This window comes from Traorella massiliensis, from assembly GCF_900104665.1.
Lineage (GTDB): Bacteria > Bacillota_I > Bacilli_A > Erysipelotrichales > Erysipelotrichaceae > Traorella > Traorella massiliensis.
Genome location: NZ_LT629968.1, coordinates 184,167 through 200,786, shown reverse-complemented (window position 1 = coordinate 200,786; position 16,620 = coordinate 184,167). Strand labels below are relative to the sequence as shown.

Genomic DNA, 16,620 nt, shown 5'->3' with positions numbered 1-16,620 from the left:
TTACTCACTTTCCTTAATCATTTCTTCAATGGCCTTCCAGCCAATCGTCGCACATTTAATGCGATTTGCCTGCTTTCCTACCGTATGCATGCACACTGCTTCTTCCAGCAGATCTTCATCATATTCTTTACCATCGATCATCGCATGATAGTTTTCAATGATTTTATTCGCTTCATCGATCGTCTTTCCTTTTAAAAGCTCACTCATAATAGAAGTGCTTGCTGTTGCGATCGTACAGGCAACCCCATCAAAGCGAATATCTTCAATGACATGATCCTTGATTTTCGCTTCTACATAAATGTCATCAATACATGAATCAGAAGCCATATGACGGCTCATATAAGCTTCATCATGAGTTAATTCATGATTACGTGGATATTCATAATGATCCATAATGATCTGACGTAAGATCATTGGATCCTGCATTAAATCATTCATAACGACTCCTTTCTAAAAGAAGACACCTAAACAGTTTTCAATCGTTGCCTGTGAACAAACCTCCACAAAGCGATCTACTTCTTCTTTTGTATTATAGAATGTACAGCTCGCCCGAAGCGTTGCGCTTGTCTCTAGTTTTTTTGTCAAAAGCTTCGCACAGTGATGACCTGCCCGTACTGCCACACCTTGTGAATTAAAGAAGGTTGCGGCATCCTGGGCAAACACATCTTTGACATTAAAAGTAATGATACTTGCATCTGCATGCGGATTGTATAAGAGTATATTTTCTAGTTTAGACAATTTTTCAATCGCATAGTCATGCAATTCTTTCTCATAAGCCTGAATCTCATCCATACCGATCTGACTTAGATAATTGAGAGCAGCATGAAATCCGATGACTGCTTCAATGGGCGGAGTACCTGTTTCATATTTATAAGGGGCTTCTTTCAAAAGCAAATTCCCACACATATCAAAGCGGGCATTGCTGCCGCCTCCAAGCATATATGGATCCATTTTAGATAACAGTTCATACTTTCCATACATGACACCTAAACCTGTTGGACCACACATCTTATGAGCACTAAAAGCCGCAAAATCACAGTCAATATCTTTGACATCTACTTTCATATGCGGAGCACTCTGAGCCATGTCCATCACTACGACAGCTCCTATCTGATGTGCCAAAGCACAAATTTCTTTCATCGGTGCTTCATAACCTAAAACATTGGTAACATGAGCTAATGCCACAACTTTGACTTTCTCATCTAACAAATCTTTTAAGCTTTCAATCGATAAACGTCCTTCTTCATCTAATTCAATATATTTGATGATACAGCCTTTTTCTTCAGCTACCCGCATCCATGGAAGAATACTGGAAGCATGTTCCGCTTCACAGCTTAAGATCACATCACCTTGTTTTAAAAAGCGGCTATAGCCATAAGCAATCTGATTTAAGGAAGCACTTGCCCCGGAAGTAAATACGATTTCTTTTTCATCAGCACCGATAAACCGGGCTACAGCCTTACGGCATCCCTCATATTCACTATCTACCTGAAAACTTAGTTCATAATCTCCACGATGTGCATTTGCACCTAATTCAGTATAATAACGCACGACTGCATCAATCACGCACTGTGGTTTGAATGTTGTCGCAGCATTATCAAAATAAATGAGATCATGACCTTGCATCTTTCTTTTCAGGATAGGAAAGTCTTCCCTAATTTTTTGTACATCGATCATGAAAGACCCACCTTCTTTTCTATTTTAGAGGTCAATTCCTCTTTTAATATTTCATCATCTAAAACAGAAGCAATCGGCATCAGATAACCTACTGTGATCAATCCCAATGCCTGTTTCTTCGTCAGTCCTCTTGTCTGTAAATAATAAAGCTGATTTTCATCGATCTGTCCGATCGTTGTTGCATGAGAAGCCTGCACATCATTTTCATCGATCAAAAGGATCGGCGTGATCTCGCACGTCTGATCTTCACTTAAAACTAAAGCTCTGCTTGACTGATGAGAATTGCTGCCATAAGCATCTTTAAGGATTCTACCCGTATCGTTCATCTTAAAATTTCCTTTTTCATAAACAACTGCATAATTTTCCATGTTGCTTTGAGTATAAGGTGCTTCATGAACACATTCAATTTCAAAATGCTTTTTTTCACTGACAGCCAGAGCACTTCTTAATTGAAGCTCGCTTCCTTCTCCCTGTAAGTAAATCTTTTGCGTGCTTTGAACTTCTCCACTATTGACTTCCCCAAGATTAAGTTCCATCTTTGCATCTTTTTTCGCCATGATCACACATTCACTGTTCAAGCTTTCACATTCATTCCAAAACAGTGCTTTGAGATGGGCATTTTCTTCTAAAGTGATGGAACATTTTAAATCTACTTTTGCGGATGTAGCTATATATAGAGAAGCCTCTGCATTTTTTTCTACATAAATTTCCAATTCTTTTGATTCCTGGATATCCATTTTTTCAAAAGAATGGTTTGTCAGAGTTACTTTCTCCATACTATGCCCCTTTTCTTACTTTAGCGGCACAGCTGCCTATAGATGTAACCCCTGTTTTGATAACAGGTGTTTCCTCATTAACATGAATGCCATATTCTTTCTCGATCCAGTCGTAACCTTCAGTATCGATTCTTTCCACTAAAGAAGCATCCCCGCTGACTACGATCTTGCCATCTACCAAAACATGAGCATGTGTCGGTTTCAACAGCTGATAGAAACGGGCATAGTGCGATACGACCAAAAGGGCCATATTGTTTTCCTTCTGGAGATCCACAATGGCATCAGCCACAATTTTCAAGGCATCTACATCCAGACCGGAATCAATTTCATCTAACATGCTGAATGACGGCTTCAACATGCTCATCTGTACGATTTCATTTCTTTTCTTTTCTCCACCGGAAAAGCCCTCATTTAAAAAACGGTGAGCCAGATCCGGTTTCATTTGCAGTTTGGCGATCGTTGATTCCATTTCTTTGATAAACTTGAATAACGGAATAGGTTTGTCTAAACGGGCATTGATCGCTGCTCTTATAAAATCAGAATTGGTAACTCCGGCAATTTCCTGCGGATACTGCATACCTAAAAATAACCCGGCACGGCTTCTTTCATCCGGACTCATACTTAATACATCTTTTCCTTTAAAAGTAATGCTTCCTTGTGTTACCGTATATTTTGGATGTCCCATAATAGCTGCCAGCAAAGTACTTTTGCCGTTACCATTAGGTCCCATTAATGCATGGATCTCATTTTCTTCGATTGACAATGATAACCCTTTTAATATTTCTTTATCTTCAATTGATACATGTAGATCTTTGATTTCTAATAATGCCATAACTACCTCTCTTTTCTTGCTTGTATATTATAATACAATTCTTATAATTCTTCACGTAATATGTTCTATTTATTTTTTCATCTGTCTCATATAAGTAATTTTGACCGATATTTTCATTTTAAAACTATAAACTTCATATTATATAAGAACATTTGTGTGAAGAAATCTTGAAGAAAACGTGAATTTATCTTGAACAGTTGAGATTAAATTGATTTTTAACCCTTTTTATTCTATAATAAACAAGTCTAAATACGAGGAGGACATTATGATTGAAAAGCTAAAAGAAAATTGGTTTGTCGTATTAGTTGCGGTCATTCTGATTGCAGCTGTCGGATATTATACATACGACACCAACAAAGGAAAACTCCCGGGTAAAAAAGTAGATGGCAAAGATGTCGTCGCATCTATCGGCGATACGGACTTTTTCGCTGATGATTTATATCTTGAGCTTTACGGAGATGAAAGCAGCTCAAGTTCAGCTGGTACACAAGTTTTATTCAGCTATTTTGAAAGAGCGGTCGTTGATGCTGCTGTGAGTGTAGATGATGAAATGAAAACAAACATTGCGACAGCCGTTACAAGCGTCAAGCAGAATTATGAAGGCCAGGAGTCAACGCTGCTTAGTCAGCTGCAAGCTGCCGGATATTCTAGTTTAGATGATTTAGAACTTTATTTTACCCATTCTTTTAAAATGCAGAAACTGATTGGTGATGCTTATGCAAAAGATCTTGATAATCTGTTCACACCAATATATGAAGAAAAGAATTCACGAGTTGTTTCACACATCTTAGTTACGATCAGTGATTTCAACAATATCACTGAAGAAGAACAGGCAAAGATGGATGCCATTGATCAGGCGCTGGCAGATGGTGAAGATTTTGCGGAAGTTGCCAAAGAATATTCCGATGATGGCAGTGCAAGCGATGGTGGAAATCTTGGCTATGTAGATTCAGACTCAAGCCTTGTAACAGAATTTAAAGAAGCTGCCTTAGCTGCTGAAAAAGGTGTTGTTACAGACTGGGTACAGACAGAGTATGGTTATCATAAAATCTTAGTAACTGAAACAGATAAAGAAGCTCTGATGGAAAATGAAGACATTCGAAATGATATCTATGCTGCAATTGAAAAAGCTAATCCGGATTTAAATGCTCAGATCATCTGGGAAACAGGTCAGGAATTAGGTGTTGAATTTGCCAATGAAAATGTTGAAAATGCCATTAAGTCATATCTTGGCATTGAAGATGAAAAGTAAGGAGGATCATCATGAAAAAATTATTAACAGTGTGTGCATTTGCCTTACTTGTAACATTAAGCGGATGTAAAGATGCTACAACAAGTTTAAGTGATGGTAATGATGCTCTGATTACTGTCGGAAATACGACCATTACTAAAAATGATGTTTATACAGGGTTGAAATCAGAAAATGGTGTTACCGCCATCATTTCAAAACTTACGGCTTATATCGTTGATCAGGAAGTTCCTGTAACAGATGAAATGATGAGTGAGGCACAGTCAACAATGCAGAGCTTTAAAGATACTGTTGGCGAAGAAAACTGGTCTACTTTCCTTTCCAGTATGGGCTATGAGAATGAACAGCAGTATCTTGAAGAAAGAGCCTTGCTTTCTGTTCGTGCTTCTCAGTTAACTAGTAAATATATTACTGATAATTATGATGAGATCAAAGAAAATTATCAGATTAGAAAGCTGAGAATTTTCCAGACAACAGATTCAAGTATTGCTGCTGAAGTTCAGGAAAAAGTTAAAAATGGTGAATTGACGATTGAAGAAGCTGTAAATCAGTATGATTCAGTAACTACGACTTATGATGGCAGTGAGCAGATCTTAACAAATGCTTCTGGCTTAGGCAGTGATATCTGGGAAAATATTATGGCTGTTACTGAAGATAATACTCTTTTGGATCTTTATCAGTATAGCTCGGATTTATCTAACTTCTATGTTATTGAAGTTGTCAGTGTTGATGTTCCTTTAGAAGAAGCACAAAGTACGATTGAAGGTCTTTCTACAATTGCTGATGATGCCTTTGCATACTATCTAGATAAATATAACTTTACAGTATATGATATAGATTTATATAACGGTATCCAGTCTCAGAAAGCAAGCTATATCGTCCAGGATAACTAATAAGCGTCGGCATAAAGCTGACGCTTTTTTATGATTGTTGCTGCTTAGGTGATAACTTCATCCTTTTAGATTTTTTAAGTACTAGATAAATACACCTATGCCATTAAATAGAATTTAGGCATTCGTAACATGACACAGACTTAATGATATTCTCCTCTTATAGACATGGTTTAGGCTGGATGAGCAAACTGATGCAGAGCCATGTCTTTTGCTATGTAAGTTTTAGATAAAAATATCTATTATTTTTGTATTATTTGTATTATAATATATAATACAAAGAGGTGGTATAAATGAAATGGTTTGTTTTAGGGGTCATGTTATTTATAGAGGCAGTGATTTATTATCAGTCAAAAAGTGATGCAGCGTATCGTGAAAAACGATTATTTTTGATATCAGTTCCTGAATATGCTTATGATAGTCAAGAAGTAAAAGAGCTTTGTCTTGGATTTAAAAAAGAAAGCCAAAGAAATTATTTTTTAATCACACTTTTAGCTCTACCAACGCTCTTTATATCAGGAATGATATATCTTGTTTATCTGATGGCATGGTTTGTACTTTTAGTCATTGGGGCAAATTTTGCTTTTAGAAAGTATCGTAGATTATTAAAAGAACTCAAAAGAGAAAAACAATGGATCGTCATAGAAGATAAAAAAATGCATGTTGATTTAAAATTATCGGCTTATATGGAAAAAGCAAAGACCTGCTGGTATCTTTTAGCTATCCCATTAAGTATGGATTTAGCTCTGTTCGGATTTGGAATTTACTATAAGCAAACAATCTTAGTCGCAACCGTACTAATCATGATCATGATTTTATGTGTTGGCAGTTATTTCATTTCTCGCATAGCCAATCAAACGTATACAACTGACACAGATTTAAATATCCAGTTAAATTTGGCCCGTAAGAATAGTTATTTCATGGCATTGTTTTATGTCGGGTGTGGTGATGCTTGTTTTAATCTGGGTTTATTAATACTGGATAAACAGTTTATAGCTGGTTTATTATGTTTAGGAATTGCGGTATGTTTTATGATCTTAATGGTGTCAGGTTTACTGTCTTTTTATCGCTTAAAAGAACGAATGATTCGTCTTCATGAGGATAAATTTTACTATCAGAATGTTGATGAAGCATGGCGTATTGGTTTGATCGGAGCCGTTTATGACAATCCGGCAGATCCCAGAACACTTATACCGAGTCCAAATGGCATGCAAATGATCTTTAATGCCGCAAAACCAGGTTATCGTTATTTTATGCTAACTGTATTTGTTGTGATATTCGTGTTTTTTGGATATATTTTTGGTTATCCTTATTATTTAGATCAACATCATGAACTTGCTGAATTAACATTAACAGAAACAACATTACATGTTGATAGCCCTTTTTATGAACATGAATGGACATTAACATCTATTGAAAAAATAGAGTTTAGTGATGACTTAGGAGAAGGTTTCCGTGTCAATGGAACAGATACCGGAGTTTATGGAAAAGGTCATTATCGTTTTGATCGATATGGCGACTGTGAAGTTTATTTAGCTTCCTTACATCCGTCCTATATCATATTGTATACTCAGGATGGAGTATATATTGTCAACGATGATGAACAGGAAAAAACAAAAGCTGTTTATGAACAGCTAGTAAAGAAGGTGGAATAAATGATTATTGAACTTGATTATGAAAGTGAAACGCCGATTTATTTGCAGTTAAGAAATGAGATCGTTCGTGGAATTGGCAGTGGTCAATTTAAATATGGTGAAACTTTACCAGCAGTTAGGACTCTGGCAAAAGATCTGCAAGTTAATACGATGACAGTTAGTAAAGCTTATAATCTTTTAAAACAAGAGGGTTATATCGTAACTGACCGACGTCATGGTGCTAAAGTTTGTCCAAACAGAGATGAAAGTGATGAATATCGTCAAAAATTAGAACAAGAAATTTCTTTAATTGCCAGCGAAGCGATTGTAAAAGGAATGGATAAAGAGGATTTTATGACACTATGCCAAAATATGCTTCAAACTATTTCCTTTACAAGTCCAAGACTTAAAAATCAGTCTTAGTTAAAAATAAGATATATCTTTTCTACATTTGTGATTGATTGTCAGACTGCTTATTTACTCATGATTTTGCTTATACATATATTTTCTTAAAAAATAATACAATGAGTAAAAATATCTATTGACATATAAGTAAAGTTTTCCTTTTTCCGATGTTTCATCAAGAAGCTGATTTAATTCTTTCTTCCATTTCTTATTACTTGAATAAAGAGATATGCAATAATGATAGAGTAATTTCTGATTCAACATTTCTATTGGCTGTAATTCATTTAAATGCTTCATTTTTACGATTTGTTTCTGTTTAAGATCCAATGCATAGTTTATTTTTTCATTTGTAAATAAATATATATATTCCATATCATGACTATCTAAAAGCTTCATGCCTCTTTCAAGTTTAAATAAAGCCTCTTTTGAAGTACTTCTTTTTACCTTTTTTCTGATTGCTTCAGCCTGATATAGCTGATCATAATTGAAGTGATAATAGAGAGAATAATATTCATTTTTCTTTAAAATCAGCCGGTCATTAAAATTAAACCCAAAATAAAATCCATCTGCTTCAACACTTTGAGCATGGTTTCTTATGATTTCATAGGTTCGAAATGCATAATGATTAGAATGATCGCTCTGATAAATCAAGTATAACTTTCCATTTTTAATAAATATGTCACCTAAGCGCAAAGATACATCAATCTTAAAATGAACTTTTGATTGACGATGGTTTTCACACATGAGCAATTTCCGCTGAATTTCATAGCAGTCATCATAATAAAGGGTAGTTAAATAACGTTCAATATGATCAATAGGAATTTTATAATAGCAGTTAAATTGAAAATATGAATCCTTGTTATCATGATAAATGCTTTGACGATAAGGATGATATTCATATGATTTTAGCCATGGCATTAATGAAGAAGAACATTGATAGCCATATACATATGTCCTATCTTTTCTAGCCACTAAAAAAGGCCTAGAGCGGTGACTCTCTTCAATTTCTAAGAGCATTTCATTGGACAACGGCATCTTTGCGAAAATTACATCTCCAGGATGAAGACGTTTGAAACAAGCATACTGTTCTGTATTATAGTATCTTATGGTTGTATCCAGTGATTCGTTTGTATGATATTTTCCTGTTGATTTATTATTTCTCATAATTCCCTCTTTTTTAATATTCTAACACATTTAAAAGAAGGATTATATTATTATTTTAAAATCTTATTTTTAGACTGTTGTCTCAATTGCTGATCTAATTTAGGCAATCCCATTTCTTCCGCAAGAGTTTTCTTTTCACTAAATAGGCTGACCCCTAATCCTAGCTGATCATTTTCAATTTCCACACCCATGGCACTCAGTATCGTAGGATAAAGATCAAATGCCGTAAAAAGACGTTGATGATTAAAAGCTGTTTTTTCCTGCGAATTGATAATCACATTCATTACCGTACGTTCATAATCTGAATCATATGTTTTATGAATATATTCAGCTGCCATGCTCGTATGATCCCCCATGATAACAATGGTTGTATTTTCATAAAAAGGCTGTTTCTTTAACCAGTCGATAAATTCACCGATTTTTTCTGAATTGCCTCGAATGATGTTTGATAACTGTTCTGGATATTTTTCTTTATATTGAGCATCTTTATAGCCATAAGGATGATGCGTATCAACGGTCAGCATCGTAAAATTAAAAGGCTGATCATTTTGTGACAAACGTAATATTTCTTCTTTCGCAAAACTAAAGAGCTTTTCATCTTCATATCCCCAGAAGACATGATAATCTTCAGGCAGCTTATGTTCATTATAGGCTTCTTTTAAATCAAAAATATGATAATTGCCATGCGTATCAAAATAAAACTTTCTACCGTCAAATAATGCATCAGAACCTATCAGATATTCCTGCTGATAACCTTCTTTCTTTAAGATATCCCCCAAAGCATATGCCCCTGGAAGAAAAGGCCGCCCTCTGAAAAACGTTGTGTTGTCAGAGGAATGATTAATGGAAGACCACTTGTAGAAGCAACGATTCCTCCGGTTGTCCATCCGCTACCAGCTACTACATGATAGCCTCCTAAACGGCTTTGATGAGAGAAATTGAGATGTTCTTCTGCAAGCTGAGTGATTTCTTCAATAAGATCTTCTTTATAATTACCACCTTTTTCTTTAGAGGCATAGGTCGTTTCCAAAGATTCCAACTTTAGCTGCTCCATATAAAATACAGATGACAAAAACACAAATAGATATCAAAGGAAAAATATTTGCATAGAATTCAAAAATATTGGGTATTAAAAATAACAATGAGATCAAAAATGCTTTAAGAAACATTTTTTAAACCAATCAGTGATAAACTGCGTATTTGTTCCTTCTAAAGGAACTTTTAAATGAAATATAATCTGTTCAAAACAGGATAATCCAAAATAACTAAATGCCCAGCCAGCAGAAACCGCTAGAGTTAATCCAATGAATATCATTAAAAAAGATCCTATCATATCACCTTTGTTTTCCTATTATACAACTCTTTTACATTCACTGCTAGAATTTTCATAATAAAAGATGGCTGATCAGCCATCACAATTATTTTGATTACGACATTCTTTACAGATACCTTTATACAAGACTTCAACCTCATTAACCTTAAAATCATCCTCAAGCAAAGTGTGACGTTTTTTAGAATAACGGGATTCTACATCAATCAGTTTACCACATCTTACACAGTAAGCATGATCGTGAGAAGACGTTCGGAAATCATAACGATCTTTCATATTCGACATCTCTATTTTACGAATCTTGCCTTTCGCTGCGAAAGTATTCAGGTTCCGATAAACCGTTGCCAGTGAGATATGCGGATCTATAGAAAGAAGTGCCTGATGAACCATTTCAGCTGTTGGATGATCATCACGATTCATAACAGCATTGAGTATCATTGTTTTCTGTCTTGTCTGTTTCATATGTATATTCTACTTGCAAGTACTAATGAAGTCAAGAATAATACCTAAAATGAACTTATATTTATGCTTCTTAGATTATTTTTTATAATTATTCTCCACGCCGCCATTTTATGAAAAGATACAAGGTAATGCAGAAAATAAGGAATGATAAACCCAAAAAAGGAAAATATAAATTATCAGAAAGAAGATGAATAGATGGATGACTTACAACACATAACAAAACAAAGATAATCAATAATAAAGCAGCTATAAATATATAAAACGGTTTTCGCTCTTCTTTTATTTCAACACTTCTGTATGCCGATCGCTTTCTCTCTAAGATCATACGTAATTCTTCTTCATTCTCATATCCCTTCATCATCAAATATGTCCAGCGATAAATCTGATCTTCCTTATTTTTGATCTTACATACAAGTGAATAATAGTTTGGATGCTCACGAAGATTATCTACTTGTATGATTTCAGCGGCTTCAGCAGGAAGCTGTTTATCCCTTTCCAATTCTTTTTTAACTTCTTCAAGCCTTTTTGCCGTTTCACTCACCATTTCAGCATGACCGAAAAGCCCTTTATGATAGCTTATGTACTTAGAAACATCAATAATATAAAGATGTTCCTGTTCCATACAGAAAAGGGTCGTATTCCTCTTAGAGCGTCTTCCCAGTTTTATGGCTAACCAGATCATAAATATCGTAATAAATAAGCATAGTAATAATGCAACGATTTCTTTGCTTTCAGATAAATAAATCATAAGAAAGGAACTTCCTATGACTAAGAGCAATGCTAGAAGGACAATACCAGCTATACCTCCTATTATCTCTATTGAATAATGATTTTTTTCTTTTATCTGTGGCGGCATCCAAATCTTCATAAGTCCTCCTTTTTTTTACATTATTATACTATAAAACAATCAAAAAGCGAGGGTTTCCTCGCTTTTATAAGATTATTCCTGTGACAGTTTTACTAAACGGTCATAGCGTTTCATTGCATCTTTCTTTGTCTTTTCAAACATTTCATATGCTGTTGTTTCGCCTTTAACCTTTGGTAACTGTGAATAACGTGTTTCACTCATCAGGAAGTTATTGAATTCATCAAAGTTAGGAGCCTTAGAATCAATTGTCAATGGCTGTTCTTTACGTGGGTCATAACGATAAAGTGTTACATAACCACATTCAACTGCTTTAGCCTGTGATTTCTGATGATTGCTTAAACCACCCTTGATACCGTGTTCAGCACATGGAGAGTATGCAATGATCAATGATGGTCCATCATAGCTTTCAGCTTCCTTCAATGCTTTCAACGTCTGAGCCTTGTTAGCACCCATAGAAATTGAAGCTACATATACATGACCATAAGCCATAGCGATCTGTCCTAAATCTTTCTTAGCTGTTGCTTTACCACCAGCTGCAAACTTCGCAATTGATGAAGCCTGACTTGATTTAGAAGACTGTCCACCTGTATTAGAATAAACTTCTGTATCCAATACTAAAATGTTAACATTTAAGTTATTGGCTAATACGTGATCCAATCCGCCGTATCCGATATCATAAGCCCATCCGTCACCACCAACGATCCAGATTGACTTACCAACCAAGTCTCTTTCATAGTCAACAAGTTCTTTTACAGCTTCATTAGCACTTGCTTTTACACCACTCATGATTGGTTCTACCAATTCTCTTTGAGCATCACGGTTGTTGCCAGCTTCGATATATTTTGTGAAAGCATCTTTTAATTCAGGTTCAACACTTTCCATGTTGTCTTCCATGATCTTCAAGATTCTAGCTTCTTTAAAGTTCTGAGCCAATGCCATACCATAACCATATTCAGCATTATCTTCGAACAATGAGTTAGCCCAGGCAACACCATTACCATTTTCATCATTAACAAATGGTGTAGAAGGTGTACTAGAAGAATAGATCATTGAGCATCCTGTAGCGTTAGCAACCATCATGTCTTTACCAAACAACTGAGATACCAGTTTATAGTAAGGAGTTTCACCACATCCTGGACAAGCTCCTGATACTTCAAAGTAAGGCATCATGAACTGACTTCCCTTAACTGTATCTGTTGAGAAGTACTGAGTCTTGTAAGGAGTATGTTTATAAAGGTAATCAGCCAAAGGTACCTGATCTAACTTCGCATTGACATCAACCATCTTCAATGCCTTATTGCCAGCTTTACCTGGACATTCAGTTACGCAAAGTCCGCATCCTACACAGTTATCTGGAGATACCTGAATACGATACTGTAAATTTTCAACACCCTTGCCCATTGCTTTAATTGTCTTAAATTCCATTGGGGCATTCTTCACTTCATCTTCTGTCAATAAGAATGGACGAATGGTTCCATGAGGACATACATATGAACAGAAACCACACTGGATACAGTTATCAGGTTCCCAAGTAGGTACCTGTACCGCAATCGTTCTTCTTTCTTCATAAGCAACATTGTTACGGATAGAACCATCTAACAAGTTATATTTTGTAAAGGCACTTACTGGCAGATCATAGCCTTCCAAATGATTGATTGGTGCTACATGATTATCGAAATATTCATCACCGATTGGCTTTCTTCCAGAATCATATTTCAAATCTGCCCATTCAGGCTTAACAGGAATTTCAACAAGTCCATCTTTACCAGAATCAATTGCCTTATAGTTTGCTAATACGATATCTTCACCCTTCTTAGAGTAAGATTTCTTAGCAGCTTCCTTCATCAAGGTTACTGCTTCATCATAAGGCATGATCTGCGTATTCAAAGCAAAGAAAGCAGATTGCAGAATTGTATTTGTTCTTCTGCCCATACCAATTTCCTGAGCGATCTTAGTCGCATCAATGATATAGAATTTTGCCTGTTTCTTCGCTAAAGTAGCTAATAAACGATTTGGTAAATGGCTTTCCAGTTCTTCTTTTGGGAATGTTGTATTCAATAAGAATGTACCGCCTTTTTTCAGGTTGCTAACCATGTCATATTTGAATACATAAGCATCCAATGAGCAAGAAATGAAATCTGCATTATTAATGTAATAAGTAGATCTGATTGGTGACTTTCCAAAACGCAGGTGAGAACGAGTTACCCCGCCCGCTTTTTTAGAGTCATAAGCAAAGTAAGCCTGAACATACTGATCTGTATGGTCACCAATGATCTTGATTGAGTTCTTATTAGCACTTACCGTACCATCAGATCCTAAGCCATAGAACAAGCAGGAAGTATAATCAGTCTTTACTTCAAAATCCTTATCTACTGGTAATGATAAATGTGTAACATCATCATTGATGCCAATCGTGAATTCATCTTTTGGTGCATCCTTAGCCAGTTCATCATAAACAGCTTTGATCTGATTTGGAGCTGTATCTTTAGAACCTAAGCCATAACGTCCACCGGTAATCGTAAGTTCTTTACGATCTTTCAATGCATTTAGAACATCTAGATATAGAGGTTCACGGCCACCCATTTCCTTTGTACGATCCAATACGGCAATCTTCTTAACTGTAGAAGGTAAAACAGCACTCAGATACTTCGTAGAGAATGGACGATATAAGTGAACTTTGATCAAACCAACTTTTTCACCGTTAGCAACTAAAGTATCAATTGTTTCTTTAATCGTTTCTGTTACTGACCCCATTGCAACGATGATACGGTCAGCATCTTCTGCTCCATAATAAGTAAATGGTGCGTATTCACGTCCTGTAACCTTAGAAATCTCTTTCATGTATTCAGCTACGATATCAGGAACTTTTGCGTAATGCTCATTCTGAGCTTCTCTTCCCTGGAAGAAAATATCATCATTTTCAGCACCACCACGAGTTACCGGATTTGAATGCGGGTTCAAAGCATTTGCTTTATAAGAAGCTAATGCCTCTCTGTCTAATAAACGATCAAACACTTCATAATCCATTACTTCTACTTTCTGAATTTCATGAGAAGTACGGAATCCATCAAAGAAGTGAATAAAAGGTGCATGCGCCTTAATAGCAGATAAGTGAGCAACGCCTCCTAAATCCATTGCTTCCTGCACGGAATGACTGGCAAGCATACAGATACCTGTCTGACGGCATGCATAAATATCTTCATGATCTCCAAAGATGTTAAGAGCACGTCCGGCAATGGCTCTGGCAGCCACATGAATTACGCCTGGCAGACATTCACCTACCATCTTGTAGATATTTGGAATCATTAATAACAAGCCCTGACTTGCGGTAAAGGTAGTAGACAACGCCCCTCCTTGTAAAGCACCGTGAACAGCTCCGGCAGCTCCGCCTTCTGACTGCATTTCTACAACTTTTACGACGCTGTCAAAAATATTTTTGCGGCCTTGAGTGGCCCATGCATCAACAACTTCTGCCATAGTTGATGATGGTGTAATAGGGTAAATCGCTGCAACTTCTGTAAACGCATACGCACAATGCGCCGCAGCGTTATTACCATCCATTGACATAAATTTCTTTGTCATGCTAATCCTCCTTAATTTCCTATTCTATTATAGACCTAAAGAGTTTATTTTAAAAGAAATTTTTTAGTTTTTTTATGTTTTTTAAATCTTCTCTATATTCCTTTTAAAATAATCATTTTTTATGTCTGATTCGAAAAAAAATATAATATTTCTTACAAAAAAGCTATTTTTGATTTCTTTTCTTCTAGAATCAGTTATAATACATAATATAGTAACCCAAGGAGGAATACCATGTTTATACGAGCTGAATTAAAACAGCGTGCTAAAGACAGCATTCATCGCAATATATGGATCGTCATCGGCACCTTTCTTGTTTTTTCCCTTTTGACTTCTTCCAACTTTGGAACAGTAGTCAATCTAGAAACAGGACAGTACTATTTTAGAATGGGGCTGGGAGATTATTATGTGATTTCTTTAGATTTCATCACAGTAGCTATCTCTACTTCCTTAGCCGTGATTATATCTCTATTAACACTGGCCTATTCCATCTTCATTTCCAATCCTCTTAAAGTTGGTATGAACCGCTTCTTTGTGGAAAATCGTCAGGAACCTAGACGTTTTGAAGTGCTGTTTTCCATGTTTACCAGTAAGACCTATCTTAATGTCGTCAAGATCATGTTACTGAGAGATATTTATACTTTCCTATGGACATTGCTCTTTGTCATCCCAGGTATCTATAAAGCCTATCAGTATTATATGATTCCGTATATCTTAGCTGAAAATCCAAACATGGATTCATCAGAAGTCTTTGAGATGACAAAGATGCTGACAAAAGGTGTCAAACTAGATATATTTATTCTTGAAATATCCTTCTTGCCATGGTATCTATTAGGCATCGTTACCTGTGGTCTTGCCCTCTTCTATGTCACTCCTTATCAGGAAGCAACTTTATGTGAAGCTTATATTTTCTTAAGAGATAAAGCGATCGATGATGGATATTTAGCACCGATCGATGATGAAAGCGAGGTAGAAACAGAGTATGTTGAACCAACAATCGAAGATCTTCATTAGCGGAGCCAGCGATGGTCTTGGAAAAGCTATTGCTTTAGAGATTGCTCATCGCACTCCTGCACAGCTGGCCCTATGTGGCAGAAATGAGAAAAAATTACGCAGCGTCATACGGGAAATCAACGATATCAATCCTGAAATCAAAGTACTTGCTGCCTGCTTCGATGCCAGCGATTCACAGGCATGTATCCAGTTTGCAAATCATGTATTAGATACCTTTCAGGAAATCAATATTCTGGTCAATAATGCCGGGGCCAATGTAAGAAAGGCTCCCGTTGAAAAAATCGATCTGGATGAATTACGTTATATGTTTGATTTAAACTGTGTATCTCATCTTGCCTTTATACAGACTTTTCTTCCTAAAATGAAAGAAAAGAAAGAGGGACTGATCATGAACATCCTTTCTAGCGCCTGTCTTTATGATAATGTCAACATGGCCGCTTATACCGCAACTAAACAAGCCATGAAAGCCATTCATAAAGCTCTTGTGAAAGAGGTTCGTGAAGATAACATCAAAGTCAGCGCTATCTATCCAGGCGGCATCAATACGAATTTCAGAGAACTTGATCGCCCTGATTATCTCAATGCCCAAAAACTTGCAAAGGTACTTGTTGATACGATGGAAATTGATGACGGTGTCGTTCATGACCTGATTTTACGTCCTATGGCAGAAAGTAATTTTTAAAAATCGGCAATTTCGCCGATTTCTTTTTAAATCGTTTTCGTTTATAATAGAGGAGGTG

The 16,620-nt window shown here is 36.0% G+C and carries 16 protein-coding genes; 6 read left to right on the top strand and 10 right to left on the bottom strand.

Annotated elements, in window-relative coordinates; translation table 11 throughout:
- The 4 genes from sufU to sufC are packed head-to-tail and all read right to left on the bottom strand — an operon-like array spanning position 1 to position 3,285.
- Positions 1-438, bottom strand: coding sequence for a Fe-S cluster assembly sulfur transfer protein SufU (gene sufU / locus BQ5367_RS05460; RefSeq protein ID WP_071441532.1), 438 nt, complete (start codon positions 436-438; stop codon positions 1-3).
- A gap of 12 nt (positions 439-450) precedes the next feature.
- Positions 451-1,677 (bottom strand): aminotransferase class V-fold PLP-dependent enzyme, encoded by a 1,227-nt coding sequence (locus BQ5367_RS05455; protein WP_071441531.1) that lies wholly within the window; start codon positions 1,675-1,677, stop codon positions 451-453.
- Entirely contained in the window at positions 1,674-2,453 is a 780-nt protein-coding gene (locus BQ5367_RS05450; RefSeq protein WP_071441530.1) for a SufD family Fe-S cluster assembly protein, read from the bottom strand. The genes BQ5367_RS05455 and BQ5367_RS05450 overlap by 4 nt, the downstream gene beginning before the upstream one ends.
- A gap of 1 nt (position 2,454) precedes the next feature.
- Positions 2,455-3,285 carry a Fe-S cluster assembly ATPase SufC gene (gene sufC / locus BQ5367_RS05445; protein WP_071441529.1) on the bottom strand — a complete coding sequence of 277 codons (831 nt, stop codon included), beginning with the start codon at positions 3,283-3,285 and terminating at the stop codon, positions 2,455-2,457.
- A gap of 265 nt (positions 3,286-3,550) precedes the next feature.
- Between sufC and BQ5367_RS05440 the strand changes: the two genes are divergently transcribed.
- From BQ5367_RS05440 to BQ5367_RS05425, 4 genes are all read left to right on the top strand, one after another.
- Entirely contained in the window at positions 3,551-4,537 is a 987-nt protein-coding gene (locus tag BQ5367_RS05440) for a foldase protein PrsA (protein WP_071441528.1), read from the top strand.
- 11 nt (positions 4,538-4,548) lie between these two features.
- Positions 4,549-5,427, top strand: coding sequence for a peptidylprolyl isomerase PrsA family protein (locus BQ5367_RS05435; RefSeq protein ID WP_071441527.1), 879 nt, complete (start codon positions 4,549-4,551; stop codon positions 5,425-5,427).
- 290 nt (positions 5,428-5,717) lie between these two features.
- A complete protein-coding gene (locus tag BQ5367_RS05430) occupies positions 5,718-7,079 on the top strand; it encodes a PH domain-containing protein (RefSeq protein ID WP_071441526.1) in 1,362 nt (453 codons plus the stop codon).
- A complete protein-coding gene (locus BQ5367_RS05425; protein ID WP_071441525.1) occupies positions 7,080-7,481 on the top strand; it encodes a GntR family transcriptional regulator in 402 nt (133 codons plus the stop codon).
- Between the two features lie 54 nt (positions 7,482-7,535).
- On the opposite strand, the gene BQ5367_RS05420 is transcribed toward BQ5367_RS05425, so the two are convergent.
- The 6 genes from BQ5367_RS05420 to nifJ all read right to left on the bottom strand — a co-directional run bounded on the left by BQ5367_RS05420 (position 7,536) and on the right by nifJ (position 14,869).
- Complete coding sequence (locus BQ5367_RS05420; RefSeq protein ID WP_071441524.1) at positions 7,536-8,627, bottom strand: hypothetical protein; 1,092 nt, start codon at positions 8,625-8,627, stop codon at positions 7,536-7,538.
- Positions 8,628-8,677: 50 nt separating this feature from the next.
- Positions 8,678-9,406 carry an LTA synthase family protein gene (locus BQ5367_RS05415; protein WP_071441523.1) on the bottom strand — a complete coding sequence of 243 codons (729 nt, stop codon included), beginning with the start codon at positions 9,404-9,406 and terminating at the stop codon, positions 8,678-8,680.
- Positions 9,391-9,666, bottom strand: coding sequence for a hypothetical protein (locus BQ5367_RS13580; protein WP_071441522.1), 276 nt, complete (start codon positions 9,664-9,666; stop codon positions 9,391-9,393). Before BQ5367_RS13580 ends, BQ5367_RS05415 begins: the two co-directional genes overlap by 16 nt.
- Positions 9,667-10,032: 366 nt before the next feature.
- Entirely contained in the window at positions 10,033-10,419 is a 387-nt protein-coding gene (locus BQ5367_RS05400; RefSeq protein WP_071441520.1) for a Fur family transcriptional regulator, read from the bottom strand.
- A gap of 88 nt (positions 10,420-10,507) precedes the next feature.
- Complete coding sequence (locus BQ5367_RS05395; protein ID WP_071441519.1) at positions 10,508-11,287, bottom strand: hypothetical protein; 780 nt, start codon at positions 11,285-11,287, stop codon at positions 10,508-10,510.
- A 72-nt stretch (positions 11,288-11,359) separates the two neighbouring features.
- Positions 11,360-14,869 carry a pyruvate:ferredoxin (flavodoxin) oxidoreductase gene (gene nifJ, locus BQ5367_RS05390; RefSeq protein ID WP_071441518.1) on the bottom strand — a complete coding sequence of 1,170 codons (3,510 nt, stop codon included), beginning with the start codon at positions 14,867-14,869 and terminating at the stop codon, positions 11,360-11,362.
- A gap of 231 nt (positions 14,870-15,100) precedes the next feature.
- Here nifJ and BQ5367_RS05385 point away from each other — a divergent pair, with 231 nt between their 5' ends.
- Both BQ5367_RS05385 and BQ5367_RS05380 read left to right on the top strand, forming a co-directional pair.
- Positions 15,101-15,880 (top strand): DUF975 family protein, encoded by a 780-nt coding sequence (locus BQ5367_RS05385; RefSeq protein WP_071441517.1) that lies wholly within the window; start codon positions 15,101-15,103, stop codon positions 15,878-15,880.
- Positions 15,849-16,562: an SDR family oxidoreductase gene (locus BQ5367_RS05380; protein WP_071441516.1), complete on the top strand. Its 714-nt coding sequence runs from the start codon at positions 15,849-15,851 to the stop codon at positions 16,560-16,562. The genes BQ5367_RS05385 and BQ5367_RS05380 overlap by 32 nt, the downstream gene beginning before the upstream one ends.
- Positions 16,563-16,620 lie beyond the last annotated feature (58 nt).